The organism is Clostridium yunnanense, assembly GCF_016595795.1.
GTDB lineage: Bacteria > Bacillota > Clostridia > Clostridiales > Clostridiaceae > Clostridium_AR > Clostridium_AR yunnanense.
In genome coordinates this window covers 17,988-43,495 of record NZ_JAENHN010000045.1, presented here as the reverse complement: position 1 = coordinate 43,495, position 25,508 = coordinate 17,988, and the positions used below count along the sequence as shown (strand labels likewise).

At 31.4% G+C, this 25,508-nt stretch carries 22 protein-coding genes; 15 read left to right on the top strand and 7 right to left on the bottom strand.

What is annotated here, in order from left to right; all coding sequences use genetic code 11:
* Positions 1-157: 157 nt before the first annotated feature.
* The 4 genes from JHL18_RS16060 (at position 158) to JHL18_RS16045 (ending at position 3,752) form a co-directional block, all read left to right on the top strand.
* Positions 158-1,222 (top strand): ROK family protein, encoded by a 1,065-nt coding sequence (locus JHL18_RS16060; protein WP_200271018.1) that lies wholly within the window; start codon positions 158-160, stop codon positions 1,220-1,222.
* 551 nt (positions 1,223-1,773) lie between these two features.
* Positions 1,774-2,541 carry a prolipoprotein diacylglyceryl transferase gene (locus tag JHL18_RS16055; protein WP_200271016.1) on the top strand — a complete coding sequence of 256 codons (768 nt, stop codon included), beginning with the start codon at positions 1,774-1,776 and terminating at the stop codon, positions 2,539-2,541.
* 103 nt (positions 2,542-2,644) lie between these two features.
* Positions 2,645-3,238: a hypothetical protein gene (locus JHL18_RS16050; RefSeq protein WP_200271014.1), complete on the top strand. Its 594-nt coding sequence runs from the start codon at positions 2,645-2,647 to the stop codon at positions 3,236-3,238.
* Positions 3,239-3,305: 67 nt separating this feature from the next.
* Complete coding sequence (locus JHL18_RS16045; protein WP_200271012.1) at positions 3,306-3,752, top strand: GNAT family N-acetyltransferase; 447 nt, start codon at positions 3,306-3,308, stop codon at positions 3,750-3,752.
* Between the two features lie 154 nt (positions 3,753-3,906).
* Here JHL18_RS16045 and JHL18_RS16040 read toward each other — a convergent pair whose 3' ends face one another.
* The gene (locus JHL18_RS16040; RefSeq protein ID WP_200271010.1) at positions 3,907-4,386 is read right to left on the bottom strand and encodes an NUDIX domain-containing protein; all 480 of its coding nucleotides are present in this window, start codon (positions 4,384-4,386) and stop codon (positions 3,907-3,909) included.
* A gap of 414 nt (positions 4,387-4,800) precedes the next feature.
* On the opposite strand from JHL18_RS16040, the gene JHL18_RS16035 reads away from it, so the two are divergent.
* The 8 genes from JHL18_RS16035 to JHL18_RS16000 all read left to right on the top strand — a co-directional run bounded on the left by JHL18_RS16035 (position 4,801) and on the right by JHL18_RS16000 (position 12,790).
* A complete protein-coding gene (locus JHL18_RS16035) occupies positions 4,801-5,070 on the top strand; it encodes a CD3324 family protein (protein ID WP_200271008.1) in 270 nt (89 codons plus the stop codon).
* A 230-nt stretch (positions 5,071-5,300) separates the two neighbouring features.
* The gene (locus tag JHL18_RS16030) at positions 5,301-6,389 is read left to right on the top strand and encodes a nucleotidyltransferase domain-containing protein (protein WP_200271006.1); all 1,089 of its coding nucleotides are present in this window, start codon (positions 5,301-5,303) and stop codon (positions 6,387-6,389) included.
* A 162-nt stretch (positions 6,390-6,551) separates the two neighbouring features.
* Positions 6,552-7,010: a GNAT family N-acetyltransferase gene (locus JHL18_RS16025; RefSeq protein ID WP_200271004.1), complete on the top strand. Its 459-nt coding sequence runs from the start codon at positions 6,552-6,554 to the stop codon at positions 7,008-7,010.
* Between the two features lie 205 nt (positions 7,011-7,215).
* Positions 7,216-8,070 (top strand): Hsp33 family molecular chaperone HslO, encoded by an 855-nt coding sequence (locus JHL18_RS16020; RefSeq protein WP_200271002.1) that lies wholly within the window; start codon positions 7,216-7,218, stop codon positions 8,068-8,070.
* Positions 8,071-8,110: 40 nt separating this feature from the next.
* On the top strand, positions 8,111-8,851 hold the full coding sequence (locus JHL18_RS16015; protein ID WP_200271000.1) for a MerR family transcriptional regulator: 741 nt from the start codon (positions 8,111-8,113) through the stop codon (positions 8,849-8,851).
* Positions 8,852-9,078: 227 nt separating this feature from the next.
* Positions 9,079-9,339 (top strand): YkuS family protein, encoded by a 261-nt coding sequence (locus JHL18_RS16010; protein WP_200270998.1) that lies wholly within the window; start codon positions 9,079-9,081, stop codon positions 9,337-9,339.
* A 381-nt stretch (positions 9,340-9,720) separates the two neighbouring features.
* Positions 9,721-11,358: a hypothetical protein gene (locus JHL18_RS16005; protein ID WP_200270996.1), complete on the top strand. Its 1,638-nt coding sequence runs from the start codon at positions 9,721-9,723 to the stop codon at positions 11,356-11,358.
* 148 nt (positions 11,359-11,506) lie between these two features.
* A complete protein-coding gene (locus tag JHL18_RS16000; RefSeq protein WP_200270994.1) occupies positions 11,507-12,790 on the top strand; it encodes an MFS transporter in 1,284 nt (427 codons plus the stop codon).
* An 89-nt stretch (positions 12,791-12,879) separates the two neighbouring features.
* Here the strand turns inward: JHL18_RS16000 and JHL18_RS15995 are convergent, their stop codons facing one another.
* Together JHL18_RS15995 and JHL18_RS15990 are read right to left on the bottom strand one after the other, a co-directional pair.
* A complete protein-coding gene (locus tag JHL18_RS15995) occupies positions 12,880-13,971 on the bottom strand; it encodes a YncE family protein (protein ID WP_200270992.1) in 1,092 nt (363 codons plus the stop codon).
* Positions 13,972-14,124: 153 nt separating this feature from the next.
* Entirely contained in the window at positions 14,125-14,871 is a 747-nt protein-coding gene (locus JHL18_RS15990; protein WP_200270990.1) for a YiiX/YebB-like N1pC/P60 family cysteine hydrolase, read from the bottom strand.
* A 424-nt stretch (positions 14,872-15,295) separates the two neighbouring features.
* Between JHL18_RS15990 and JHL18_RS15985 the strand changes: the two genes are divergently transcribed.
* Complete coding sequence (locus JHL18_RS15985) at positions 15,296-18,301, top strand: carbohydrate-binding protein (protein ID WP_200270988.1); 3,006 nt, start codon at positions 15,296-15,298, stop codon at positions 18,299-18,301.
* A gap of 149 nt (positions 18,302-18,450) precedes the next feature.
* Here the strand turns inward: JHL18_RS15985 and JHL18_RS15980 are convergent, their stop codons facing one another.
* Both JHL18_RS15980 and JHL18_RS15975 read right to left on the bottom strand, forming a co-directional pair.
* The gene (locus JHL18_RS15980) at positions 18,451-18,597 is read right to left on the bottom strand and encodes a hypothetical protein (protein ID WP_200270986.1); all 147 of its coding nucleotides are present in this window, start codon (positions 18,595-18,597) and stop codon (positions 18,451-18,453) included.
* 63 nt (positions 18,598-18,660) lie between these two features.
* Positions 18,661-19,551, bottom strand: coding sequence for a helix-turn-helix domain-containing protein (locus tag JHL18_RS15975; protein ID WP_200270984.1), 891 nt, complete (start codon positions 19,549-19,551; stop codon positions 18,661-18,663).
* 70 nt (positions 19,552-19,621) lie between these two features.
* Here JHL18_RS15975 and JHL18_RS15970 point away from each other — a divergent pair, with 70 nt between their 5' ends.
* Both JHL18_RS15970 and uvrA read left to right on the top strand, forming a co-directional pair.
* Positions 19,622-20,593, top strand: a complete 972-nt coding sequence (locus tag JHL18_RS15970; RefSeq protein WP_243277898.1) for a type 2 periplasmic-binding domain-containing protein — start codon at positions 19,622-19,624, stop codon at positions 20,591-20,593.
* A gap of 62 nt (positions 20,594-20,655) precedes the next feature.
* Complete coding sequence (gene uvrA / locus JHL18_RS15965; protein ID WP_200270982.1) at positions 20,656-23,523, top strand: excinuclease ABC subunit UvrA; 2,868 nt, start codon at positions 20,656-20,658, stop codon at positions 23,521-23,523.
* Positions 23,524-23,634: 111 nt separating this feature from the next.
* Here uvrA and JHL18_RS15960 read toward each other — a convergent pair whose 3' ends face one another.
* Both JHL18_RS15960 and JHL18_RS15955 read right to left on the bottom strand, forming a co-directional pair.
* Positions 23,635-24,264, bottom strand: coding sequence for a hypothetical protein (locus JHL18_RS15960; protein ID WP_200270980.1), 630 nt, complete (start codon positions 24,262-24,264; stop codon positions 23,635-23,637).
* Positions 24,265-24,528: 264 nt separating this feature from the next.
* Positions 24,529-25,266 (bottom strand): AraC family transcriptional regulator, encoded by a 738-nt coding sequence (locus tag JHL18_RS15955; protein WP_200270978.1) that lies wholly within the window; start codon positions 25,264-25,266, stop codon positions 24,529-24,531.
* Between the last annotated feature and the right edge of the window lie 242 nt (positions 25,267-25,508).

Here is a 25,508-nt window from a genome sequence, read left to right as displayed (position 1 = left end):
TATTTTTTTTATATTAGAGTTTCATATATTTGAAAATAGTTTTCAGATTGAAGAGATACATCTTTATTAAAGCTGATTGAAATATAATAAGAAAAGAGTTACACTTATATCAGATACTTTTATAAGTATCTGATATAAGTGTAATGGAGATGATTTTATGGGAAGTATTACAGGGAAACCAACTACAATGAAAGAAATTAATATAGGTTTAATTAAGAAAGCGCTTAAAGATATAGGAGCAGCAACAAGAGCTGAGCTATCAGAAAACACTGGAATAAGTCAAACCACGGTGAGATCATTATTAGAAGAACTGCTGGATAGTAATGAAGTAATTAGATTAGGATTAGATAAATCTAGTGGGGGAAGAAGAGCTGAAAGATACGCCTTAAATTTGAATGAAAGTTTAGTGTTATCCTTTTATATAAGAGATAAACATATTGATTACGTTGTATCAAATACATCTCGTGAGATTATTAAAGATGAATGCATCGATATAGAAAGTACAAATTACCTTTCTGAGATTGAAAAAATCATTGAGAACATTATAAAAAGTGATATGGCTATTAAGGCAATAGGAATTGCTGTGCCTGGGGTAGTAGATATAGATAAGCGAAAGTATTTTTATGGTAAGAAACTATCAGGCTGGGAAGAAAGTAATATTGGAGAATATATAGAGGATAAATATAATATTCCTGTAGTACTTGAAAATGACTTGAATGCAATTGTATATGGATATGGAGTTCAGCTCATCGACAAACTTCATGTAGATGATTTAGACATATTAAATATGATATATATACATTTCACAAACGCAGGTGTGGGATCTGGGATTATCGTAAATGGTGAACTTGTACACGGAGGTAATAATTTTGCTGGTGAACTAGGTTTTATTCCTATAGGTAATGATGGTCAATATCTACAAGCACTAATTGAAAGCAATCCAGAAGATATTAAATATGTAGATGCCGTTTCTCGACTAATTGCAACCGTGAACTGTGTTATAAATCCTGATATAGTAGTTATAGGTGGAGAAGACTTTAGAAATGACCTTACTAATTCAATAATAGAAAATAGCAAAAAGTATATTGCTAATAATATTATTCCAGAAATTTTCTTAGCAGAAAATAGTAGAAGAGATTGTATTACTGGTATCGTTGAACTTACTATAAAACTAATGTATTCAGGTATTAGGCTCATTGATAATGGGAGAAAAAATAGATAAGTATGTATAACTTAATAATCCATTAAATCTATATGACAAAGAGTATATTGGATATATTAAAGAGCTGAAACTTTAGTAATATTAACAGACTTTTATTTATTTAAAAAGATCAATGAAGCACATTTGTAGGATACTTCAAGAAAATCAGCATTTATGATTGTTCTGAAGAGAAAACGAGAGAAAATACTGTATTCCTGATGAGTTAGCCAATAAAATGGACAAATTATTACTTTCTTTGTGATATTCACCTGCAAGTTTCCTCATGTAAACTTGGAAAGGCAGATGCGCAAAAATCTCACTGAAAAAAATGCTTAAGTGAGATTTTTTGTATCTTTAAAAAGCAATAAAAGTATGGTATTGCTAATAAAGTTTAATATAGAAAATTATGGTATAATAATATGAAATGAGTTGATTAAGTTGATTTTTATGTTATCTAACCTAACGTATGACTATGAAGTGAAATATAAACTACGACGTTTTTATCAATCATATTGAATTAATTGAACAAGACATGATATTAATAACAGGAAAAGTGTGGAGGAAGAAAAGTTATGTACAACGAACTAATAAAATTTGGACCAATCACGATTTATGGATATGGTCTGATGATTGGAATTGGTATTTTAGCTGCTTATATTGTAACTGATTATAGAGCTAAGAAAATGAATATTGATAGAGAACCTATCTTTAATATAGCTATTTGGGGTGTGATAGGAGGGATACTTGGAGCAAAACTCTTATATTACATCACTATAATAAATGAAATTATATCTAACCCGAAGCTTCTTCTTAATATATCTGATGGATTTGTCGTTTATGGAGGTATAATTGGTGGAATCTTATCAGCGTTTGTATACTGCAGAAAATCTAAGATAAAATTCTTAACATATTTCGATTTAATTATACCATCTGTGGCTTTAGCTCAAGGTTTTGGTAGAATTGGTTGCTTCTTAGCTGGATGTTGCTATGGTGAGGAAACTACAAGCAATATTAATATAATTTTCAAACACTCTAATTTTGCTCCAAACAACGTGAGATTGGTTCCTACACAATTAATCTCAAGTGGATTGGACTTTCTTAATTTTGCTGTGCTAATCTTTATCGCTAAATACAAGAAGGCAGATGGCGTAGTTGCAGGGTGTTATTTGGTATTCTATAGTGCTGGAAGGTTTATTCTTGAATTTTACAGGGGAGATCTAGTACGTGGAAGTGTTGGAAGTTTATCCACCTCTCAGTTTATTTCTATATTTATGTTCATTATTGGGTTGGGGATAGTATATGGAAAATCAAATGGAAAAATAGATAAAGCAGAGAACTAAAAGAAAACCTAGGCTTTATATTACTTAAAGTGGAGGATATATTATTACATAAGCTATAATGAAAATTTAAAAATATTTAAGATAAGGAATGGAGAGGAATTTAATGAAGAAAAAAGTGATGTTAGTATCTTTTGTTCTTATACTTGCTATTATATCGATTTTTTGTATACTAAACTATCGTAGTGCTGCAAGAGATATTAATCAAGCTATAAATAGACCTGGTTTACTGCCAGTAAACATCATTTATGAACAAAAAGTCAGTAAGGGAAGCATGGTCTTTGGTATTACATCAGATGGTAATGCCAAAGGATTGTTTGCTGCTGCTGTAAAAAAGAATATCTTCGGATATACAGCTATCTATAGTGGTGTTCAAGGCGATATTAAGACTACAATTGATAAAGTTGGTTTGACTGAATCTTATTTTCCTAGCATAAACAAACTAACATCTCCAATGTTTTATGGTATAATAGGCAACTCTGAAATTAAAAAGGTAAAGATAATTGAAAAGAAAAGGAATATTGAAGCAGAAGCGAAGATTATTGATGCAAATGGCTATAGACTATGGCTTATGAATATGGACAAATTTCAAGGTTCACAATTTGATATTATTGGACTAACAGCTGATGATAAAGAAATTAGTCATAGAAAAGATAATATAGCTCCCTGGACTGTAGAACAAAAGCCTTTTAAAATGTAGTATAAAAGATTCGTAAAGTAATTCATTAAAATTAAAACTTATAGATTTTATATACTTGGAGGACAAAATGATATATCGTAAAGCAAATATCAGTGAAATAAAACAATTAAGTGAGTTGAGAAAGAAACAACTAGTTGATGAAGGTATAGAACCTAATATAGATATTGATGAAGAGCTAAAAAACTTTTTTTATAATAAGTTAAATGATGGTTCTTTAATCCAGTGGGTAGTAGAAGAAAATGATGAAATTATCGCTACTGCTGCAATTGTATTTTATGAATTTCCACCTACATATACAAACAAGACCGGTAAAAAGGGATATGTTACAAATGTATATACCAAAGGCAATTATCGAGGCAGGGGAATTGCAACTACATTACTAGATAAGTTAGCAGAGGAAGCTAAAATAGCCGGAGTGACGAAATTATGGCTCGGTGCCTCAAAGTTAGGCAGACCAGTATACAAAAAATTTGGCTTTAAGGAAAATGATTCGTGGTTAGAACTAAATTTATAGTGCTTAAGGTTCTTTGATGTACAATAATTAATTATAAATTGGTATATTTATTCGTAAATAGAAAAATAATAAAGCAGATAGTTTAAAACTGAACTACCTGCTTTATTAAATATCATTGTAATTGAATTTGTAAATTCTGCAAATATAATTAGCATTAACCATGGTTATATTGTATACGCTCTGCACCCAAAAACAGAGGTATATCACTGTTAATCATTTTTTCAATATTATCATTTAATACAGTAGGCAGTAGACGAATCTTATCTAAGTGTTTTATTTCAACCCATTCACTGCTGAGCTGCATATCATCAACTTCTGTTGGAGGTTTTACAATATCATTAACTAATTCACATAGAAAAATGTGATACATCTTATGAATATATTCTGGATATAATTCTCTTGTTATGGGATTATCGCAGATCTCTTCACATAATGCTGTAAATCTCTTTGGAATAACTGAATATCCAGTCTCCTCAAGACATTCTCTAATTACTGCTTCATGCAGTGTCTCATATGTATGTTGACCACCACCAGGTAAGGAGTAATATTCACCATGATGTTCATCAAAACATTTGTTTAATAACACTTTATCTTTATTAATAATGATTGCTTTCGCAGTACTTCTAATACTCATTTTGAACTCCTTTGCAGTAAATATAACTTAGTTGTAATATATCAATTACATATTATACCATAATTATGTGTGTATAAAGTATTGCTGTTTCAGAATTTAACTAAAAGATCATTAAAAAATAGATGTTTATTGGATAAATATGTTATAATTGTAATCGATAAAGAAGCAAAATACTTCTTTAAATAAGTAAGTGATTTATTGACTAAAGTAAATTGATTTTAATGAGAGGTGTTACTATGAATTATAATATAATGTATAAAGAATTGCTCAAAATTCTCTGTGCAAAGTCTGTTAGTATGACTTTTAGCGACAATTTGCACAGAGATAAATTTAAGTCGCTTTTATAAAATAGAATCATGCATATACAGGCTTTGCTTCCTTAGTTTTAATAGTAAATTTAAGGAGCTGAGCGTTATGAAATATGTAAGAGTTGATAGTGTTTTGCCAGAGGATTTAATTAAGGAGATTCAAAAATATATCCAAGGTGAATATATATACATTCCATCCTGTCCTGAAAACAGGAAAAAGTGGGGAGAGAAATCTAATAACAGAGATTATCTAAAGAATAGAAATGCTGAAATATATAAAAAGTATATAGATGGTCAAACTATTAGCAGTTTAGCTGAAGAGTTTTATCTTTCTGATAGCAGTATTAAAAAGATTATATATAAAAAAGAACGATAGTTTGAAGCTACTACTCACATGATGGGTGGTAGCTTTTTACTGTATAGGAAAGTGTAAAACCTCAATATAATTTAAGTATAAATGTTCTAATAGATTTAGAAGTTATATATAAAGAATAATATAGAAAAAACTATTCTCTTTTATTTTCATTATAAGAGATATTAAAATTTATACATAGATATAAGTAATTAGGATTTAAACAGCTACTGAAGCTGAGGAGAGGTGTAAGAATGAATGAAGTGATGATAAATAAACTAAAGCAGAAGAATAAAGAGTTGATAAATATATTAATACAGAAGGTCCGTAATGAATATGAAAATGATATTGATTTAATTGGCATCTGTGGATCATTTTTTACCGGTGATTTTTATGAAAAATCAGATTTGGATCTTTTAGTAGTTTTAAATAATGATAGGGGCTGGGGATTTTCAAAGTGTTTCATATTAGATGATATAGGATATGATTTCTATGGATCCACGTGGACAAAACTCGAGGACATGGCAAAGTTTGACAACACCTTTGCATCTCACGCTATAGATGTTGATATAGTTTATTCAAGGAATAATGAATGTGTAGAAAGATTTATGAAATTAAGAGAAAAGGCATTGAATATTATTAATGGTTCAATGAATCCAGAAATGCTTAAAAAAACGAAAAAACATCTAGATGATTCAATACTTTCATATGGGCAAATGATGCTAGAAGATGAAATAGGGATTGTTAGAAAGTTATCTGGAGATGTTATAAATAACTTGACTAATACTGTGTGCTATCTCAACCATAATTATTTTAAACTTGGAGTAAAGCGTCAACTAGAAGAGCTTATGGTGATGGAGAGAGTGCCTAAGGATTTTGAAAGATATTTCAATAATGTAATCTTAGCAAAATCAGTATTTGAAATTAAACAAGCTACAGCAATACTTATTAAGATCGTTAGGGATTTATATGATGAGATAGCAGAAGAAATCATTGATAAGCCAGTTCCTACAAAAGATAATCTTAAGGGAACCTATGAAGAAGTTTGGTCAAACTGGAGAAACAAAATACAATATGCACTGGAGAATAATGATAAATTTTTGGCATTCTCCTCAGGCGTCAGTTGTCATAATTTTTATAACGAAATGCATATTAGTAGAGGAACAGCCTTAATTAATCTGATGAAAGATTTTCAGGCTGAAAATTTAGAGGAATTCTCAAATGCATTCTCTGAAGCTATGGAAATTTATAGACATGAGTATGACAAATTAGGTATGCAGGTGGTTATATATGATTCAATTGATAAATTCAAAGTAGATTATCTTGGAGAGTATAATCTTTAGCTATATTAGTGAAAGTATAGTATACTTTAAAAGGTGGACTTAAAGGGTGGAACTTTAGGTAAGTAATAATCAGATATTGTTTCATATCAACGATTTCAGTATATATGAGATTTTGTTATCACATGATAGAGAAATAGTGGGAATTAAAATGGAGGAGTAATATTGAACAATGCAAATATTAAGATAATAGAATACAGCGAAATATACGCAGAAGACACCGTTAGTATATGGAGGAAAAGCAAAGAAAGAGCAATAGGTCAAAAAGAAATGCATTCCTTTGAAAATCATGTGAATTTCTTAAATAATATACTGAATATAGATAATGAAATATATATTGCAATTGATATTAATACAAACAGAGTGATAGGCATATTAGCCTTTAACGAAAATGAAATAAATCAACTATATATTCATATAGGTTATCAAGGAAAAGGGCTAGGTAAAAAGTTTGTTGATATTGCAAAAAACAAATCTAAAGGCAGATTAACTTTGTTCACTTTTGAAGTCAATGAGAAAGCACAAAGATTCTATGAGAATAATGGATTTAAGATAATAGAAAAAGGAAATGACAATGAAGAAAATCTAAATGACATAAAATATGAGTGGATTCGTAGTACTTAAAATAATATATAGATTTTTATATTCTCTCGGTTTAGTTAGCTGAGAGAAATTTTTTTTGGCTTAAAAAAAAATCTTGCACCTCACCTTACGTTAGGTTGTATAGTTTGTTTAACAGCTATTAGAACCTTACGTAAGGGTAGAAGTATAGTGAAAAGACTAAAGCTATTTTTATAGTTGAATAAGTTAAGAAAGGATCTATTTAGAAATGAAAGAATACATTGTAAAGACCTTAGCATATAACAAGCAAGTTAGAATCTTATTTATGGACAATACTAATATGATAAAAGAAGTCTGTAACAATAAAAATATTAGTAAGTTATTAAAAACTGCACTTGGGAAAACTCTAACAATTACAGCCTTAATATCAGGAATTCTAAAGGGTAATCAGAGAATAAGTATAAAAGTTAATGCAAGTAATAGAAATTATAAAGTTTTTGCTGACTGTGATTCTTATGGTAATGTTCGTGGCTTTATTAATGATCAATTATTAAACTCAGATTTACATAAAATTGAACAAATGTCTATAAAACAATTAATAGGTGATAAAGGGTGTATTCAAGTACTTAAAGATTTGGGTATGAATAGCATATTTACTGGTATAACAGATATGCCTTATGGAAATATTGTTGATGATTTTTCCTATTATTTTAATCAAAGTGAGCAGACTGATACATTTTTCTCAGTAAATTTATTATATAATGAAAACAATGAAATTATTCTATGTAGAGGTATAATGGTACAGCTTCTTCCTGAGGCTTCAGAAGGAATTATTGATAGTGTAAAAGAAATTATAAAAGAAAATCAGCACGTTCTGTTAGAAAAGAATGAGGATCTTAATAAAATTCTAATTTCCCTATTTGAAGATATTGAAGTTATGGAAACTAATGAAGTTAGGTTCTTCTGTGGATGCTCAAAGGAAATGTTTTATCCAATGCTATATTCATTAGATAAGGAAGAAATTATGGATGCACTTAACCAAGGTAAGTCAATGGAGATAGTATGCAATGTTTGCGGAAAAAAACACAGCTTTAATTCTGATGATTTAAAGCCTTTGATTTAATATATTAAATTAAATATTTAATCTGTAGAAAGAAAGAGAAGTGATAACAGTGCAGGATAAAAATTGGAAGGTTGGAGAGTTGTCTAAACTTACTGGTCTTACTATTAGAACTCTTCATCATTATGATGAAATTGGACTACTTTCTCCTAGTTTTCGCAATGATGCGGGGCATCGTCTTTATTCAGAAGGAGATATAATTAAACTTCAGCAGATTATGTCACTTAAACAATTGGATTTTTCTTTGGATGAAATAAAACAGTTTCTTGAAAATCCAAAGTATAATCCAATTGATGTCATAGAGATGCAGCTTAAAAGATTAGAAGAGGAGATAAGGCTCAAGGACCAACTAAGAAGTGAGCTTAGTGAATTGCTAGATGTATTTAAGTCATGGCAGAGACCTTCCTTAGTGCAATTCATAAATTCAATAGAATTAATTAGAAATCAAAAAAAATATTTTACTAAAGAACAACAGCTTAAACTTAAGAAACAATATGATATACTAAATCAAAATAACGGTAGCGAGACTTTTGAAAGTTGGAGTAATATTATAAGTTCTTTTCAAGCTGAAATGGATAATGGTACACCAGTTGATGATGTAAAAGTAATTAAACTTGCAAAGCAGTGGCAAGAAGGAATTAACTTTTTTACTGGAGGAGACTCCGAAATTATACACTCAGCAGAGCTTTATTATATGGATAATCCACAAGCTGCAAAAGGGAATGGAATGAGCAGTGAACTTTACGAGTATATTAAAAAGGCATTGGCAAATATTGAGGGATGAATAAAGTTGTTGGAGCAATTTTCTGTATAATAGGACTAATATTTATCAATAAAATATAACGGTTTTTTATTTAATATATGGAGTGAAATTAATGTTGACTTAATTTAATTCATTGTAGTGATTTATGTTTATTATAAGAAGAAAAAACTTTTACAAAAATAAACATGTATACTCACATCTTTTAGAGGGGAAAATGAGTAGGAAAAATGAAGAAGAGGTGAAAACATATGAAAAAGATTGGTGTAGAACAAGGTTTATCTATGATTGCTGACTATTTAAGTGGTCAAGGATTTTCAGTAGAAATTTTAGGCGGAGATTTTAAGAACAATGTATCTAAGTGTGATAGCTACGATGCGCTTGTTACATCAGACTATAACACAGATATGATGGGATTTAGTGATACTTCAACAAGTGTTCCGGTTATTAACGCAAGTGGCTTGACACCAGAAGAAGTAAAGAACGCAATTCAGCAAAGAACAACTAAATAATAATTAATAAGTGATTTCTTTAAAGAAACACTAATTAGGACTCATCTATTTATAGTAATCCAAAAGTATCAAAATAAAGGATTATCTATTAATAGATGAGTCTATTTTGGCTTTATAATGGTAATGGCAAATTAATTGGGAAAGATTTTATACAAAATGTAGCGTCAGTGGTGTTGTAGTAGTTTGAGTAAATATGAAAATATGTTAAAATTTACATTGTAAAAACCATATTAAAGATATATAAGCTGTGTTAAAGATTATCCTAAAATATTTTAAGCTTTGAATAAAGAAATTAAGTTTATGCTGCACATACAGATTACTTTAAAAGGAGTAATCTTATATATAAGTTAAAGTATTATTTTAAAAGGTGAGGAATTAGAGATGAGTAAATTAGAAGAATATAATCTTACAATTAATCAGCAAAAAATAAGCAATCCTAAGAAACCGCTGAACTATTTAGAATTTAAAAATCTAATTAGAAAGATAAGGAAAAACTTAATAACTGGTATATTTCCGAATATAGAGGTTGGACAATTCAAGGTTTCGTTACAAGCTGGAAGCAGAAAAAATTGTTTTTGTTCAAGAGACGAAGAAGGTACGCTAGCTGAGTACTTTAATTTTGACTTTTCAGTGTATGATGAAAATGGCAAAATAAATATATATTTGGATGATAGATTTAAAAACATACCATATAAAGAATTTTATTTCTATAAAGATAAATCCAATGAAAAATTAATAATTGAAAGATATGAAGTTTTCGAGATCTTATTTTATATAGAACAAATGGATGTTTGCAGAGATAGTTATAGAAATAAGAAATACTATATTAGAATCGATAATCACTTGAAAACGGTTGAAATAATTGAAAGCACTGACTTAGAGGTTGGAGAGTTTACTAATACATACAAGCCTAATTTAATTGAAATGAAAAGAGAAAAGTTTGTAGGATTATATGCAGAAGATAAAAATAAATTTATAGTTGTAAAAAGGGAATATAGATATGAAGATAAGTATAATTATTGTGCCTTATATCCTAAGGAAATAGAAGACTTAATACGCTTAAATGATAAATGTAAATTATTTGAGCAAGAAGTAAGTGCAGAAATAATAAGAAGTTGGATAGTGGTAAACAAATCCAGTGCTATAATTTATGAAGAAAACTTTAATACCTGGGAAAATGAAATGGAGGGGCAGTTGTTTGATTGTAGTGCAAATAAAGCCAAGCTAGATGATTGGATATCGAAAAACAAGGGACTACCGTTAGCTTTGTATATTACTGAGAGAGGTAGAGTGGAAGAAATATATGGAAACAAGGATACCTTCCTTACACGTCTTAATACCATGGAACAAAATTTTATTCAGGTTTTGGATATTTGTAATGGAAGAAAATATATCCTTCAGCATTATAACTGGACACCTAATGCTAAGTATATAAATAAATTTTTAGGAAATGGAAAGTTTATAGTATATGGCGATGCGATATTAATGTGTGAAGAAAATAATATATCTGTTTCAATAAACTCAAAGGATATACAGAATTTATTTGAACTTAAATATCTTGATGAAAGTTTAAAAAAACACTTATTGTCACAAATAAATACTGATTCTTTAAATATAAAAGGTAATACAGAAAAACAAAAATACAGAAGAAATAGAAGAGAACAGGTTATAGAAGCTGCGAAGCTTTTGGATTTAGCGGATGGGATATTTAAAATATATTCATTCAATAAAAAGCTTTGGAGTGGTGATGAACCCAAGATTGATATTTATGAAGTGTTCTGTAACGAGCCTAAAGAATTAATTGATCATTGGATTAAAAGAATAGAGAAGTTATTTAGAGAAAATTTTAGAGTTGGAGACAAATTATTGACTATAAGTAGCGGCACAGATAAAAAAGATTCTTATGATAAAACAAAAGAATATGATAAAGTATATTCAGACTTTATAAATAGTAATCCAGGGTTTAGTGATGGGACTTATGCTGATGCAGTCAGTCTAGGTATGCAGGATGCTAGATAGGAGAAGTATATAATTTGTAGATATTTAGAAGTCGGCTTTGATATTACATTCAAGCTGGCTTTCATTGTATAATAACAAAAAGTGTAAAAACAGTGAATTTGGTGTATAATTAAAATACATTTTTGAGCAACAAAAGGAGGACATTTTCTTGGATATAAAAAGACATTTGTCAGTATACAAAGGGTTACCTAAGGATATATATGTACTTTTCATTTCAACTATAATAAATAAAATGGGTAGTTTCATAGTTCCACTAATGACCTTGATTTTAACCCAAAAGATAGGATTTTCAAAGTATGAAGCGGGATTATTTACCACAATAGCAATATTATCGCAAGCTCCATTTTTAGTTGTAGGTGGTAGCTTAGTCGATAGATTTGGAAGCAAGAGAATAATTGTAATATTTCAATCTTTAGGATCAATTCTTTACTTAACTTGTGGATTTATGAAACCTACAGTTGCAGTTGCTGTACTTATAGTAATAGCTTCAAACCTGTATGCACTAGCAACGCCAGCATTTAATGCTGTGGTACCATCAATTACTCCAAAACCATTAATGAAAAATGCTTATTCGTTGATGTATCTAGGTTCAAATCTAGGTTTGGCAATAGGTCCTATGATAGGAGGTATTCTGTTTAGTAGTAACTATTTGAACATCCTATTTATATTAGATGCAGCAAGCACAATGATATCTACAATGATGGTTTTCTTTTTTGTTAGAGGAAAGGTTAAGCCTAATTTATCATTAGCTAAAAATGAAATTCCAGACGCAAAAGCTGATAGTAGTGGCTCTATATTTTCATTCATTATCAAGAACCCAGTAATAGTAGTATTTTCTCTAATTATGTTAGTATACTATTTTTGCTATGTTCAATGGAACTTCTTGCTCCCTTTACAAACTGTGGAGGTATTTGGTAAAGGTGGAGTAGGTGTTTTTTCTTCTTTGTTTAGCATTAATGCAATAACAGTGATAGTTCTTACACCAATACTAACATCCATAACAGAAAAAACTTATCCTTTGAAAAGCATGTTTGTGGGTGGTATCTTATACTTTATAGCATTTGGAATGTTTGCTGTTAATAGATATATATCGATTTTCGTTGCAGCAATAATTATAATGACTATTGGAGAGATTTTAGTAACTATAAATTCAAATAACTATATAGCTGAGCGTACTCCTAAACAGTACCTTGGTAGAGTAAACTCACTATTTTTTCTTTTTATGGGTGCTGGTTTTGCCACCGGACCGCTGGTAATGGGAAGTGTAATTACTTTTGTTAATTTTCAGTATGCTTGGATTATGGTGGCTGCTCTTATGTTATTTGGTTCATTATCAATGTACTTTCTTAAAAAGGTGGAGAAAAAGGAGAGAGTTGAAAGCAAAAGCAATGTTTCTAGTGAATGTGAGGAAAGAATAAACAGGGACGCTTAAGATAAGTAGCTGAAGCCACCTTGTTTAGTTAAATAAAAAAGAGTTTGTAGGTAACATTGGATAAGTACCTTCAAACTCGTGCTATAAGACTAGTTTACAAAGAATCCACCAATGTAAAAACGTGATTGATAAGATTTTCTATCTTTATTTATATCTACTTTCTTTATTAAATTAAGATTTTTTATATCATAAACATATAGGTTCTGCATATCTTGACTATACAAATAATCCTTGTATTTTATGGTTTGAACCATAACGCTTTTCATTTCAATCAACTTCTTACTGCCAGTCTTAGGATCGAAAATAGTAATTTTATTGAGATTAGCGGAGTAAGGATTGCAATGAGTGATATAAAGTTTATCATCGTACTCAATTATCTGATTTGGATTAAATTCGTCAAGCTCTATATTTTCTAATTTTTCAGTTTTAACATTGAATTTACTTAAAATTTTTGACTGGTCATTTCCTTTAATATCTAGATTGTTCGTAAAGTAAATATCGTTGCCAACCTTATAAGAATCAAGCTGCTGTGTGCCACATCCATTTAAAGGAATTTGTTTTAATAACTTTAATTCTTTAGTGTCGAAAACAAATAGATATGGAGTATTAAGGTTATTTTTACTGATGGTGGCCCATGCATATAAAATATCGTCATAGCATTTTAGCGAAGAGATTATAACTCCTTCCTTTTGCCATTCGTAAAGTTTACCAGTTGTAGTATCGCATTTAGTTATGTGTCCGATAAAATTGAGTGTATTGGTAGTGTATACATCACTATTATTTACTGTAAACATTAAGACTGCTGGCTGACTTATATTGAAGGACTTGTATTTTCCAGTATTCAAATCAAATTTGACAATAGTTTTTAAATCCTTTTTATTGCCAAGGCCAAGAGGAACTATATAAAAATTATTGTTACTTAAATAAGGAACTCTTGTCTGATCCCCCATATCTCCAAAGGGGAGCTTTTTCTCGTCTAAAAAATTGAGTTTTTCATCGTAAAAAGAAATATATCCTATATTTTCATTTTGGGTACTTTGGACAACACCTATATGTATATCTGATATTTTCCTTTGCTTAATATAACGGTTCGAATTGTAATTATAAAATAAATAAAAAATGCCACTTATGATTAGTATGACTATTATTATACTAAAAATTACTTTAAAGTATTTAGACATCAAATCACCTCGATTCTCAAAAATGTGCACAATAAAATGTACAATTAAGAAGCACAAATCACTTATGCATGTACATTTTATTGGCAGGAAGTAATTTATTTTAATTTAGGTAGATAACTATAGCTAAACTTCTTAATTATAAGTAATGTTATATTAATTAACGTCCCAATTATTTCTATAGGTAACAGCTACGTTATCATTAGTCAGTAGCTCTGTAGGATGAATTGCTGATGCAGTTAGGCCAAAAACACTAATATCGTATGAACTAGTATTTAGGTCAATACCATAATTATCTTTAAAGCTAGCCCAAACAAGTTGTGAGCAGTAGAACTTTGATCTTGTAGACATGTTATAGTAATCATAGTTATAAGGTGTACCTACCTTACTTTTACACCATTCAGCAGCAGCAGCATCCTGATCTACAGTTGTTGATGTCACCGTACCTGCAGCACATGCATTTCTTGTTGTATCCCAGTTGTTTTTTCCAATAACAACTCCAGTATTTAAAGCTTCTACAACTTCTGAAGCTGAGTAAACTATTGCTCCATGTCCAAGAGGAATAATACCAGAATATTTATCATCAGTAACTAGTATTACACCCTTTCTTGTGGGATAAGTACCACTTGAAATTGCTGATAATGAAGATATTTGTGATGCCAGTGATTTAGCTGTGCTTGTTTTAGGGTCATTAACTACTTTTTTATTAGCTAAGGTTTTATTTAGTTCCTTCAATGTTTCTGAAGAAGGAGTAGATTTTGCTTTTTCCAAAGCTTTATCCATAGTTTGTTGTGATAAAGGTGTATGATTTGAAGTGGTAGTTGCTGCGAATGCTTGTACAGATAAACCTAATGTTAAAATAGATGAAATAACTACTGTGTAAAACAATTTTCTCTTTTTCATGTTAAGATCCCCCTTGATTTTAATTTATTTGTTTAATTATAGGTGTAAGTAGAAAAATAAATGAATTATTGTAATAATATTACAATAGTTGTATTGTAACATTTGTATATGAAAGGTGCAATTTATTTTTGCAAAGAATAAAACATTAGGATATAAAGTTAACTTTGGAGCTTTATTTTTGATACTGATTTGCTGAGTTATTAAATTCATTTCATTATGATTTCGGACGAATTAAAACCTGAGATTCTAGCTTGTATGGTGTAAATATCCACTAGGAGAAAAAAGAATTTGTAGATATATAAAGTTGAAGTGCAAAAATAAGGTCACTAAATATAAAATTTTGAGTTCACTAATTGAAGTAATTGACAATTAGTAAACAAAATGTAAAAATATAAGTGAATATTAAATGTGAAGAGGTGGCCAAATGTCAACAAAAAAATGCTTTAAAAGAATTTTGACGGCATTGTTAATTGCATTCATGACTATTACCTTACTTCCCACAGCTAAAGTTTTTGCAGCAGCTTCTGGGATTCCAGGAGTACCAGTATTGTCCTCAAATCAAAGTGGAGGAGATTACGATGGAAACTACGACATCTCAGTTAATCTTTGGTATGGAAACAATGGGACAAGTTATAAACTATATGAAAGATTAGGAATCAGTGGGGATTACAAGGTTGTAAGCCAGGGAGCCTTACAAGATAATTCTCCAAATCCTCAAAGTTTTGTTATACCAATACGTAATAGATCAGCAATTGGAACCTATAATTATTATGTGCAGCTAATCAATAGTTATGGAACTAGCACTAGCTCTACGTTAGGTGTCCAAGTAGGAAAAGACGGAGGAACAAAAATACTTATCGATGGAATTGACAACGATGGTGTTAAACTGCAATATACCATACCTCAAGGCTCAAAAGATTATAAGATTACAAATTCTAATAACTCAAGCAGTAGTTTTAAAGTGATTTCAAGTAATTCTGCTTCAGTAAAAGCAACTATGATAAGCGGAAATACAGTGAGGTTTGAAGGACTAGCTGCTGGTAGAAGCGGAATAAAAATAGTAGATCAAGTTACAGGAGAGGTTAGACAGTTTGGAATAAGAGTTAAAAAAGCTGATGGAACTTTACCTGGAATGCCTGACTATGTATCTGTTGGACAAGTTTCTGAAGATACTGACAGCGACCTAAACTTCTGGAAAGATACTAGTACTGATGATAAAAACAAACGTTCAGACATTAGATATATCTATATAAATGGAGGACCTACAAACGGCTGGAGGACATGGTCTACTGAAGAAGGAGCAAGAGCTAAGAGTTATATAACCGAAAGCTTAAAGCTTGGAATGATTCCTTTCTTTGTGTACTATAATATACCGGATGGTAGTGAAAGCTATGATGTAGATAAAGCTCATATCAATGATAAAGCCTACATGGAAGCATATTTCAAAGACCTAAAGTTTTTATTAGACATCTGTGCGCAATATGGCGGAGATGAAACTATAGGACTTCTTTTCGAACCAGATTTCCTTGGATATATGATGCAGCAATCAGGTACAACTCCTGATAAGATTTCTGCAGTAGTAGATGCAGCTTATTCTTCAGGAATATTAGATAAAACAAAAGATCCTACCTTTGGGAATAATGTAAACGGACTAGTTCAAGCAATTAATTATACTGTAAGAAAATACTATAAAACAGCGTATTTTGGATGGCAGTTTAATATATGGTCTTATAGTGGACAAGTTCCTTCTAAAGGGCTTTTACACAAAACTGAAGATGTGGGATGGGATGCTGGAAGACAGTTTATAAAACAGGCAGCAACAGAAACAGCTAATTTCTATATGGCAGCAGGAATAACTTCTAACGGAGCTGATTTTATATCAATAGATAAATATGGGCTTGATGGAGCGGCTGAAAGTGGAGCTAAGGACAATCCACAGGCTTCAACCTGGTTTTGGAATTCAGATATTTGGAACAACTATTTATTGTATGTTAAAACTTTAAATGAACAAACTAAAAAGCCAGCAATACTATGGCAGCTTCCTGTAGGAAGGATAAATAGTACTCTTGAGGCTAACCCGTATAACGGTGGAAGCTTCGCAGATCTTACAGATGCAATAGGAAGCTATGAAGACTCGGCTTCAACTTATTTCTTTGGAGATAGCTTTAAACCTGGAGCTGGAAATAGAGCTACTTACTTTGGGAAAAGTGATGCCAAAGACCCTAAGATAACCATTAGTGGAGATACTGTAACTTGGGGTGCTCATATGCAGGAAGCGAAGGATGCTGGAATAATATCCTTGCTTTTTGGAGCCGGGGTTGGTCCAAGTACTCATGCTACTGGCTCACCAGCGCCTGACGGATACTGGTGGATAACTAAGGCTCAAAGATATTTGAAAAACCCAATAAAATTAAATAGTACCAATGTAAATACCTTAAAGGCAGCATCCTTATCTGCTGGGACAGTATCAAACGGAAGTTATACCTTAACAGCAGTAGTACCAGCATATAATACAGCTACTTCGTATAAAATATTTGAAGGTGCAGCACAGATAGCAAGTGGTACTTTGACAGCAGGAAATACTTCGACAGTAACTTTAACAAAGCAAATAACTGGTAAGAGTACTGGAAGCTATGATTACACTGTAGTAGTATATGATTCTTTAAGTTTATCAGCAACTTCAAATAAAGTTACAGTAACGGTTGGAGCTTCGAATACCTTAAAGGCGGCGAGTTTAGCAGTAGGGACAGTAACTAACGGAAGTTATGCTCTAACAGCAGTAATACCAGCAAATAATACTGCAACCTCATACAAACTATTTGAAGGAACGAACCAAATAGCTACTGGTACTCTAACAGCTGGAAACTCTTCATCAGTAACTTTAACAAATCAGGTTACTGGTAAGAGTGCAGGAAACTATGATTATACTTTTGTGGTGTACGATGCATCAAATCTATCAGCAATTTCAAATAAAATAACAGTAACAGTTGGAAATTCTAATACCTTAAAGGCAGCAACTTTATCTGCTAGTACTGTTACAAGTGGTGCATACACTCTAACAGCAGTAGTATCAGCAAATAATACTGCAACTAGCTATAAGTTCTTTGAAGGAGCAAACCAAATAGCAACAGGTACTTTAACTGCAGGCAATACCTCCTCCGTGACACTAACAACACAGATTAGCAATAAGGCTGCAGGAAGTTATAGCTATACAATAGTCTTATATGACGCTGCAGGAAAATCAATTACTTCAAACACAGTAACTGTAACCGTAGCAAGTCAAGGTTATCCAGCATGGACAGCGGGAGCTACGTATAAGACAGGGGACATAGTTTCTTATAACGGAGTTAACTATATATGTCTTCAAGGTCATACTGCACTGGCTGGTTGGGAACCACCAGTAGTTGCAGCTTTGTGGAAAGCAGTTTAATATAAGATTAATTATAAAAAGACCTGTGGCATTATTAACGAGTTTAATTTAGAGGTGCAAAACAAATAATTGCTGTCATTTTAACAAGAAAATTTACAATAAAAAACCTATGCTTAAATTCAGTTTTAGCATAGGTTTTTGTATTTGATTTATACTTTCCCATATGCCTTTTTTAAAACTAAATCCACCACAAGTTCAAGATCTTTATGATATTTCGGTATTTCCATTGCCTTTCCACCAATTAGCAGAGGCTTATGAATAAATTTATGTTGTATTATTCCTAAATTTAGTTCCATTTATTAATTTCCTCACTTTCTTGATTAACCAATTAATTTAAATACAGTGATTTGACAGCACCTTTATAAAAATGATATAGGAAAATATAAATCACATTCGCAGTAGTTTTTATTACACTTTGCATAGTTTATATACTCAAATCTAAATTTTTCCCTTAAATCAAATTGGATTGTAGGCATCCAGGTGTTAAAAACATGATCCCATATTTCAGCTAAATTCTTTGAGGATATTTCTTCAGGACGATGAAGCCCCATATAAGTAAAGACGCCATATTTGTGAGGAATAACATGTTTTACTTTCATGTCTTCTGGTACAATACTGTTTTCACATATCTGTATGGAAGGTTGGTAGAAGGTATAGCTTGTTAATTCATCTGGAATTGTAGTAAAACCTATATACACATCCTTTTGTATTGGATTAAAAACTCTTAATCGATGATTGTAGAAAAAATCTAGACCGTATTTATTTGCTATTTGTGATCTTTTATTTTCTTCAATATCCACCATATATTCATGTCCTGCAATTGAGAAAGCAGGAAAGACTGTTATTGAGCGAAAGAAAATAAGACCTTCTCCTGAACAATTCATAAAATTTGCGTTAAACTTGTCTAAAATTTCTAGTGGGCATGGATTTCTACGCCATTTTGCAGGGGTGATGTTAAACTCTTCCTTGAAAACTCTGTTATAGGTTCTTTCAGAGCCAAAGGAGTATTTTGAAGAAATGAATTCGATATTGCTTCGTTCGTGGATTAGATCACTTAGAGATAAAGCAATTCTCCTTCTTCGAACATATTCCATCAAACCTGTGGAGGTTGCACCCTTCCATATTCTGAGTAAATGAAATTTTGAAATATTAACATTTTCAGATATGCTGTCAAGAGTTAAAGGCTCTAAAAGATTATCTTCAATATATTCAGTTGTACTCAGTATTATTTCTAATAAATAATTATCCATTATTCTCAACTCCAGCAATTTTTGTCCTGTATTGATAAAAAAAGACAAGTATAATTGTATCATAAGCTAAATGGTAACAACAAATGTTTCTTTAATTAATGGAACGAAAGGATTTGAGATTATGGATGATATACTTCAGGCAGAGTTAAAAGATAGATATAATGCTGCAGTAAATAGCTTTGTCAGTAAAGTTAAGGATGATCCTAATGTTATTGCAGTTATTGTCTGTGGCAGCGTGGCTTATGATGTTGTTTGGGAAAAAAGTGATATTGACATGACCTTAGTTGTCAGAGATCAGAGTCTTAAAAGCACATCTTATTGCATAGTGGAAGATGGTATAACTATCAATGTTGACCTTATGTTAAGAAGTTCATTTAAAAGAGGCCTAGAAAGAAACCTCGGAGGAACTTTTTCTCAATCCTATTTCTCAAAGGGTAAGATTGTGTATACCAACGACGATAGTCTCTATGAGTATTTTGAGGATATGAAAATCATAGGGAGTGATGATATTGCGCTATCAACTTTTTATAGAGCCTGTATTCTTGTTGGCATATATGATAAATGTCAGAAGTGGCTCATTGCTAGGAAAGATCTTCTTTATGCACAGTATTATCTTTTAAAGGCTGCAGAAGTTATAGCAGATATGGAACTATGCTTAAATGGTGAGCCAACCTCTCGAGAGGCTATACAAAAGGTTCTTAAACTGAATCCAGAAGTAATTACTAGCTTCTATCAGGATGCAATGTCTCATCACTTTAGTGAAGAAGAAGTTTCGAAAGCCATAGATAAACTTGATCAGTACCTAATGAAGCATCTTGATATTATAAAAAAGCCTGTAATTGAATATATGTCAGATGAACAAATAAAGACCAGTACACTTATTTCTAAGCATTTTCATGTGGAAAGCCATTTTCTTATTGGGATATTTGAGTATCTCGCTGACAAAGGTGTTATTGAAAAAGTATCACAAACAATTCGTATAACACCTAAAAGCAAGCTTGCAGTGGAAGAACTGGGCTTTTTGTGGATACCAGACGTTTAAACTTTGAATTTTTTAATATTTAATAAATATCTATACTTTGAAAATAAGAGAGGGGTTGGAATATGTCTATAAGAACAAGTATTGAGGTATCAGGAGCTAAGCAAAATAATTTGAAAAATATATCTGTAGAGATTCCTAGGGATAAACTTACCGTCATCACTGGGGTATCAGGTTCTGGTAAATCCTCTTTAGCCTTCGATGTTATATATGGAGAAGGACAGAGGAGATTTCTTGATTCTATATCAAACTTTGCTAAAAGCCGTATAAGCCAGCTAAAGAAAGCTAATGTAGACTATGTGAGAGGATTGTCCCCTGTTATAGCCATCGAGCAGAAAAAAAGTAACAACAATCCACGTTCAACGGTAGGTACAGTTACAGACATAAATGATTATATGAGGCTTTTGTTTTCTACAGCAGGAGTAGGCACTTGCCCAGAGTGTGGAAAGCCTCTAAAGCAATTATCTGCAGCTCAGATAGCCGAACATATCTCAACACTTCCAATAGGTACAGTTGTTGAACTTAGAGCACCAATATATAAAATATTTGGAGAAGACTATGAGTATACCTTTCATCTGATAAGAGAAAAGGGGTATAGAAACTTGTTGATAGATGGAGAACCTTTTTCTTTAGCCGAAAAAAGGGAACTTGATGAAAATAAAGATTATAAAATAGAATTGGTAATAGATCGCTTTACCTTAAGACAAGACACTTATATTCAGCTTACAAAATCCATTGAGGCTGCAATGGTAGCACTAGATGAAGATATTATGATTAAAGTAGAGGTTATTGGAGCGGTGGATCCTTCATTTTACAAAGATTTTGGTTGCTTAGAGCATCACTATATTCTATGTGAGATGCAGCCTTTTCACTTTTCCTTCAATTCTCCTACAAGTTCATGTCATACTTGTTTAGGAGTAGGAATGTCCTATGTTGTGGAGCCAAGATTTTTAATTGTTGCACCTGAAAAAAGCATAAACAAAGGGGCCCTTAAAAGCTCCGTGTTCAGTCCAGCTGGAAGGGATAGTTACAGGACGGTGATAATGTATAGTCTTTCGCAGAAATATGACTTTAGTCTTGATACCCCTTTTAAAGACCTTCCAAAGCATATTCATGACATACTGTTTTATGGAACTAAGGGAGAAGTTGTAGAAATGCTGCAACCACCTTTTTCAGAAAAGAAAAACTGGATAACTGGTAGGGCTAGACCTTTTAAAGGATTTGTATACGAGTTGGAGAGCTGGTACAAGAATTATATAAGAAAGTCATCTACTACCGAGGCTTTTGAACCAAGTTTCATTAAAGATTGTATGATAGAAAAAGTCTGTCCAGAGTGTCACGGTGCAAGACTAAAAACTCAAAGACTCCAGGTTACCGTTGGTGGAGAGAATATAGATAAGTTAAGCAGAATGCAATTACCAGAACTATTGAACTTTTTACAGAAATTAAACTTTGAGAAAGATATTGAGGAAGTTGCAAATACTATTATTAGTGAAATTAGTTCAAGGCTAAAGCTCCTTATAGACATTGGGCTTCACTATATAAATCTTGGAAGAAGAAGTGACAGCATTTCAGGTGGTGAGATGCAAAGAATTAAGATGTCTACACAAATAAGTAGTGAGCTTATGGGGATGTTATATGTAATGGATGAACCAAGTATCGGACTCCATCCAAGAGATTCTATGAGAGTCATAGATACAATGAAAAAACTTAGAGATATAGGAAATACAGTTATTGTGGTAGAACATGATATAGATACCATAAGAAGTGCTGATTATATTATTGAAATAGGCCCAGGACCTGGTGTTCATGGTGGCAATATAGTGGCTTCAGGTACAGTTGAAGATATCATGAGAGAACCTCAGTCAATAACAGGGCAGTATTTAGCCGGTACAGCACATATACCTGTACCTAAGCAGAGAAGAAATCTAGATGATAACTTCTTGTCAATCCAAGGTGCAAGAGAGAACAACCTTAAAAATGTAGATCTTGATATACCTCTTGGTGTTTTTATCTGTGTTACCGGAGTGTCTGGTTCTGGAAAAAGTTCTTTAATCAATGAGATACTTTATAAGCAGCTTAAGGTTAATAAAACTGGAGCTAGAATAGTCTCAGGAGAACATGATTTTGTTTTTGGGGCAGAACTAGTAAACAATGTGATAAATATTGATCAGACTCCTATTGGTAGAAATAGCAAGTCAAATCCTGCAACTTATATAGGTGTCTATGATAAGATACGTCAGATTTTTGCTATGCAGCCTGAAGCAGTAGAAAGAGGATATAAAGAAATTGATTTCAGCTTAACCCATGCCAATGGAACTAGATGTGAACATTGTGGTGGAGATGGAATTCTTGTAACAAACCTCCAGTTCATGGCTGACATTGAAACAATATGTCCTGTATGTAAGGGAATGCGCTTTTCTGATGAAGGTCTTGAGATTAAATATAAGGGAAAAACCATTGCAGATGTACTTGAAATGACGGTAGAAGAAGCACTTGAGTTTTTTAAAGATCATAGGTATCTAAAACATAAATTAGAAATAGTTAACGAACTTGGATTAGGATATATGAGACTAGGCCAAAGCTCAACAACTCTATCTGGTGGGGAAGCGCAAAGAGTGAAACTAGCTTATGAGCTTTCAAAGATAAAGAGAGGAGCACACAATCTTTATATATTAGATGAGCCAACAACTGGTCTTCATCTTTCAGATATTCAAAAGTTAATTTACTCTTTAGGAAAACTTGTTGATAAAGGGCATACAGTGCTTGTGATAGAGCATCATTTAGATGTGATAAAGTCTGCTGATTACATCATCGATATGGGACCAGAAGGTGGAACTGGAGGAGGATATGTGGTAGCAGAAGGTACACCAGAACAGATAGCAAAGATTGAAACTTCCCACACAGGAAGATTTCTTAGAGCAGTACTTTAATAGTAGACTGTGTTTAATTCAAAGAAATTACTTAAACATTTAGTTTTCTATAATAGTTAAAGTGGAGGACATTAAATAGATTTGGATGATTAAATCTATCTAATGTCCTTTTTACTTTAAATTTAATTGCTCTTGAATATCTATATCCGTAATCTTAAAAGTTTTATCTCCTTTAACATTATGAGCTAGAGTTAATTTTACTTTATCAATCTTATTGATCCCATTTTCAGTGTAGTTTACAATTATAGTTTGATTGCTGCCATAATAGGTTTTAGAACCATCTTTTGAGGTAACGAAGATTCCTATTTCAGATTTATCGATATGATAGCTTATAAGTTTTTGTGTATAATTCTTCATAGAATTTCTAAAAGTATCAGTTCTATCTCCAAAGGCAGCTCCATTGTTAAAACCAGAATATGTACTCATTTTATCAAAAGCTTGTTCTAATGTAGAAGGCGTACAGTTATATAATGCTTGAATAAAGCCAGCTATAATCGGATTAATCATCTCTTGAACTTTAGTATTATCAGATAGTTCTTGGATCTCTTTTTCAGTGAATGCTTGTACATTAGAATCCGTAGAAATATTATTAGAGTTATTTGATTTATTGTTTTGAAGTTGCTCTTTTTTATTAACTACGACTTTTCTTGAGGTTTCAGCTCTATTGCTACAACCGACCGCCGTTATTGTGGCAAACATAACAATTAAAAGTATAGAAGCAAATCTTTTTATAATACCCATCCCCTTAATTAACTCTATATACGGTTCCAACTTTAAATATGAATTTATACATGTTAAAAGTCATAGGTGCATGATCTCTAAACAAGTATAAATTAAGTTTTCGAAGCGGAACCCTATAATTAAAGATTAAAGAGTGAAAGTTATTACAGCAACCATCAATTTTTACCAATTGTGCACTTCAACAAAGCCCAAATTAATAAGGCCGGAGAGTTATGATATCTACAGCCTTAATTTATTGAATAAATAGATGTGGTTTTTTATAATTTATACATGAGCATTAGAAAGTAATGCTTGTCTTCTATAATCTTTAGGCGTTACCCCCATATGCTTTTTACAGAAACGAGAAAAATAAGTTATGTGGCTAAAATTAAATATTTGACTTATCTCGGTTACGCTTAAATTAGTATTGTTTAAGTAAAGCTGGATAGCTGAGATCTTTACTTCGCTAATGTACTCAGATAAGGTTTTGCCAACCTCTTTTTTAAAAGCGGCTGAAAGATAATTTGGATGTACGCTCACGATAGAAGAAATTTCTTGAAGTGTTAAAGGATTTTCAATATTCTTCTTGATGTATTCAATCACACGATTTATAAGAGGATTGTAGAAGTACTGTTTGTACCTTTTTGAAACACCAATGAAATCATTTAACATAAAGTACTCCAAGTTTTCTAGAGTGTTAATATTAGCTGCCTCATCAATGAGATTAATATAATAATCACTTAATATAAATGCAGTTTCTGTATCTAAACCTGCTTCAATCACTGCTCTAGTAAAAATTGTACAGGATCCTATAATAGAATATTTAAGAGAAGTAAGAGGATGTTTGGATAATTGTGCTCTTTCAAGTGAATTGATCTTCTTCAAGATATTAGTTGCAGCATCAGTATCCAGTTGTTGAATACTATGTACGAGTTTTGATTCAAGTTCATAAGGAGGATGAATATAAGAGGCATATCTATTTTTAGTCATAGTGTACTCAATTTTTTTATATATGCTCTGCATTTTTTGTATCACCTCAAAAAGTAATCTTAATAAAGTGTAAATTTTATTAACATTGTATAAAAAATTATAGTTTTTCTTGTATATAATGTCAATATAGTGATTAAAAAGTTAAGGGAAAAACAGCGCTGATATATGTAAAGGATTCCTTGGCTTTCAAACATAAAATTATTTTAGCTTCACAGATAAATATCTAAAAGGACTTATATAATAAAAGTTAAAACTATATTTGAATTGTAAAAATA

Excerpts from the sequence above, each read along its gene's own strand:
- JHL18_RS15955 (WP_200270978.1), bottom strand. The coding sequence starts at position 25,266 with ATGCAGAGCATATATAAAAAAATTGAGTACACTATGACTAAAAATAGA.
- JHL18_RS16005 (WP_200270996.1), top strand. The coding sequence starts at position 9,721 with ATGAGTAAATTAGAAGAATATAATCTTACAATTAATCAGCAAAAAATA.
- JHL18_RS16030 (WP_200271006.1), top strand. The coding sequence starts at position 5,301 with ATGAATGAAGTGATGATAAATAAACTAAAGCAGAAGAATAAAGAGTTG.
- JHL18_RS16040 (WP_200271010.1), bottom strand. The coding sequence starts at position 4,386 with ATGAGTATTAGAAGTACTGCGAAAGCAATCATTATTAATAAAGATAAA.
- JHL18_RS15995 (WP_200270992.1), bottom strand. The coding sequence starts at position 13,971 with ATGTCTAAATACTTTAAAGTAATTTTTAGTATAATAATAGTCATACTA.
- JHL18_RS16060 (WP_200271018.1), top strand. The coding sequence starts at position 158 with ATGGGAAGTATTACAGGGAAACCAACTACAATGAAAGAAATTAATATA.
- JHL18_RS15990 (WP_200270990.1), bottom strand. The coding sequence starts at position 14,871 with ATGAAAAAGAGAAAATTGTTTTACACAGTAGTTATTTCATCTATTTTA.
- JHL18_RS16010 (WP_200270998.1), top strand. The coding sequence starts at position 9,079 with ATGAAAAAGATTGGTGTAGAACAAGGTTTATCTATGATTGCTGACTAT.
- JHL18_RS15970 (WP_243277898.1), top strand. The coding sequence starts at position 19,622 with ATGGTAACAACAAATGTTTCTTTAATTAATGGAACGAAAGGATTTGAG.
- JHL18_RS15985 (WP_200270988.1), top strand. The coding sequence starts at position 15,296 with ATGTCAACAAAAAAATGCTTTAAAAGAATTTTGACGGCATTGTTAATT.
- uvrA (WP_200270982.1), top strand. The coding sequence starts at position 20,656 with ATGTCTATAAGAACAAGTATTGAGGTATCAGGAGCTAAGCAAAATAAT.
- JHL18_RS16035 (WP_200271008.1), top strand. The coding sequence starts at position 4,801 with ATGAAATATGTAAGAGTTGATAGTGTTTTGCCAGAGGATTTAATTAAG.
- JHL18_RS16045 (WP_200271012.1), top strand. The coding sequence starts at position 3,306 with ATGATATATCGTAAAGCAAATATCAGTGAAATAAAACAATTAAGTGAG.
- JHL18_RS15960 (WP_200270980.1), bottom strand. The coding sequence starts at position 24,264 with ATGGGTATTATAAAAAGATTTGCTTCTATACTTTTAATTGTTATGTTT.
- JHL18_RS15980 (WP_200270986.1), bottom strand. The coding sequence starts at position 18,597 with ATGGAACTAAATTTAGGAATAATACAACATAAATTTATTCATAAGCCT.
- JHL18_RS16050 (WP_200271014.1), top strand. The coding sequence starts at position 2,645 with ATGAAGAAAAAAGTGATGTTAGTATCTTTTGTTCTTATACTTGCTATT.
- JHL18_RS15975 (WP_200270984.1), bottom strand. The coding sequence starts at position 19,551 with ATGGATAATTATTTATTAGAAATAATACTGAGTACAACTGAATATATT.
- JHL18_RS16055 (WP_200271016.1), top strand. The coding sequence starts at position 1,774 with ATGTACAACGAACTAATAAAATTTGGACCAATCACGATTTATGGATAT.
- JHL18_RS16020 (WP_200271002.1), top strand. The coding sequence starts at position 7,216 with ATGAAAGAATACATTGTAAAGACCTTAGCATATAACAAGCAAGTTAGA.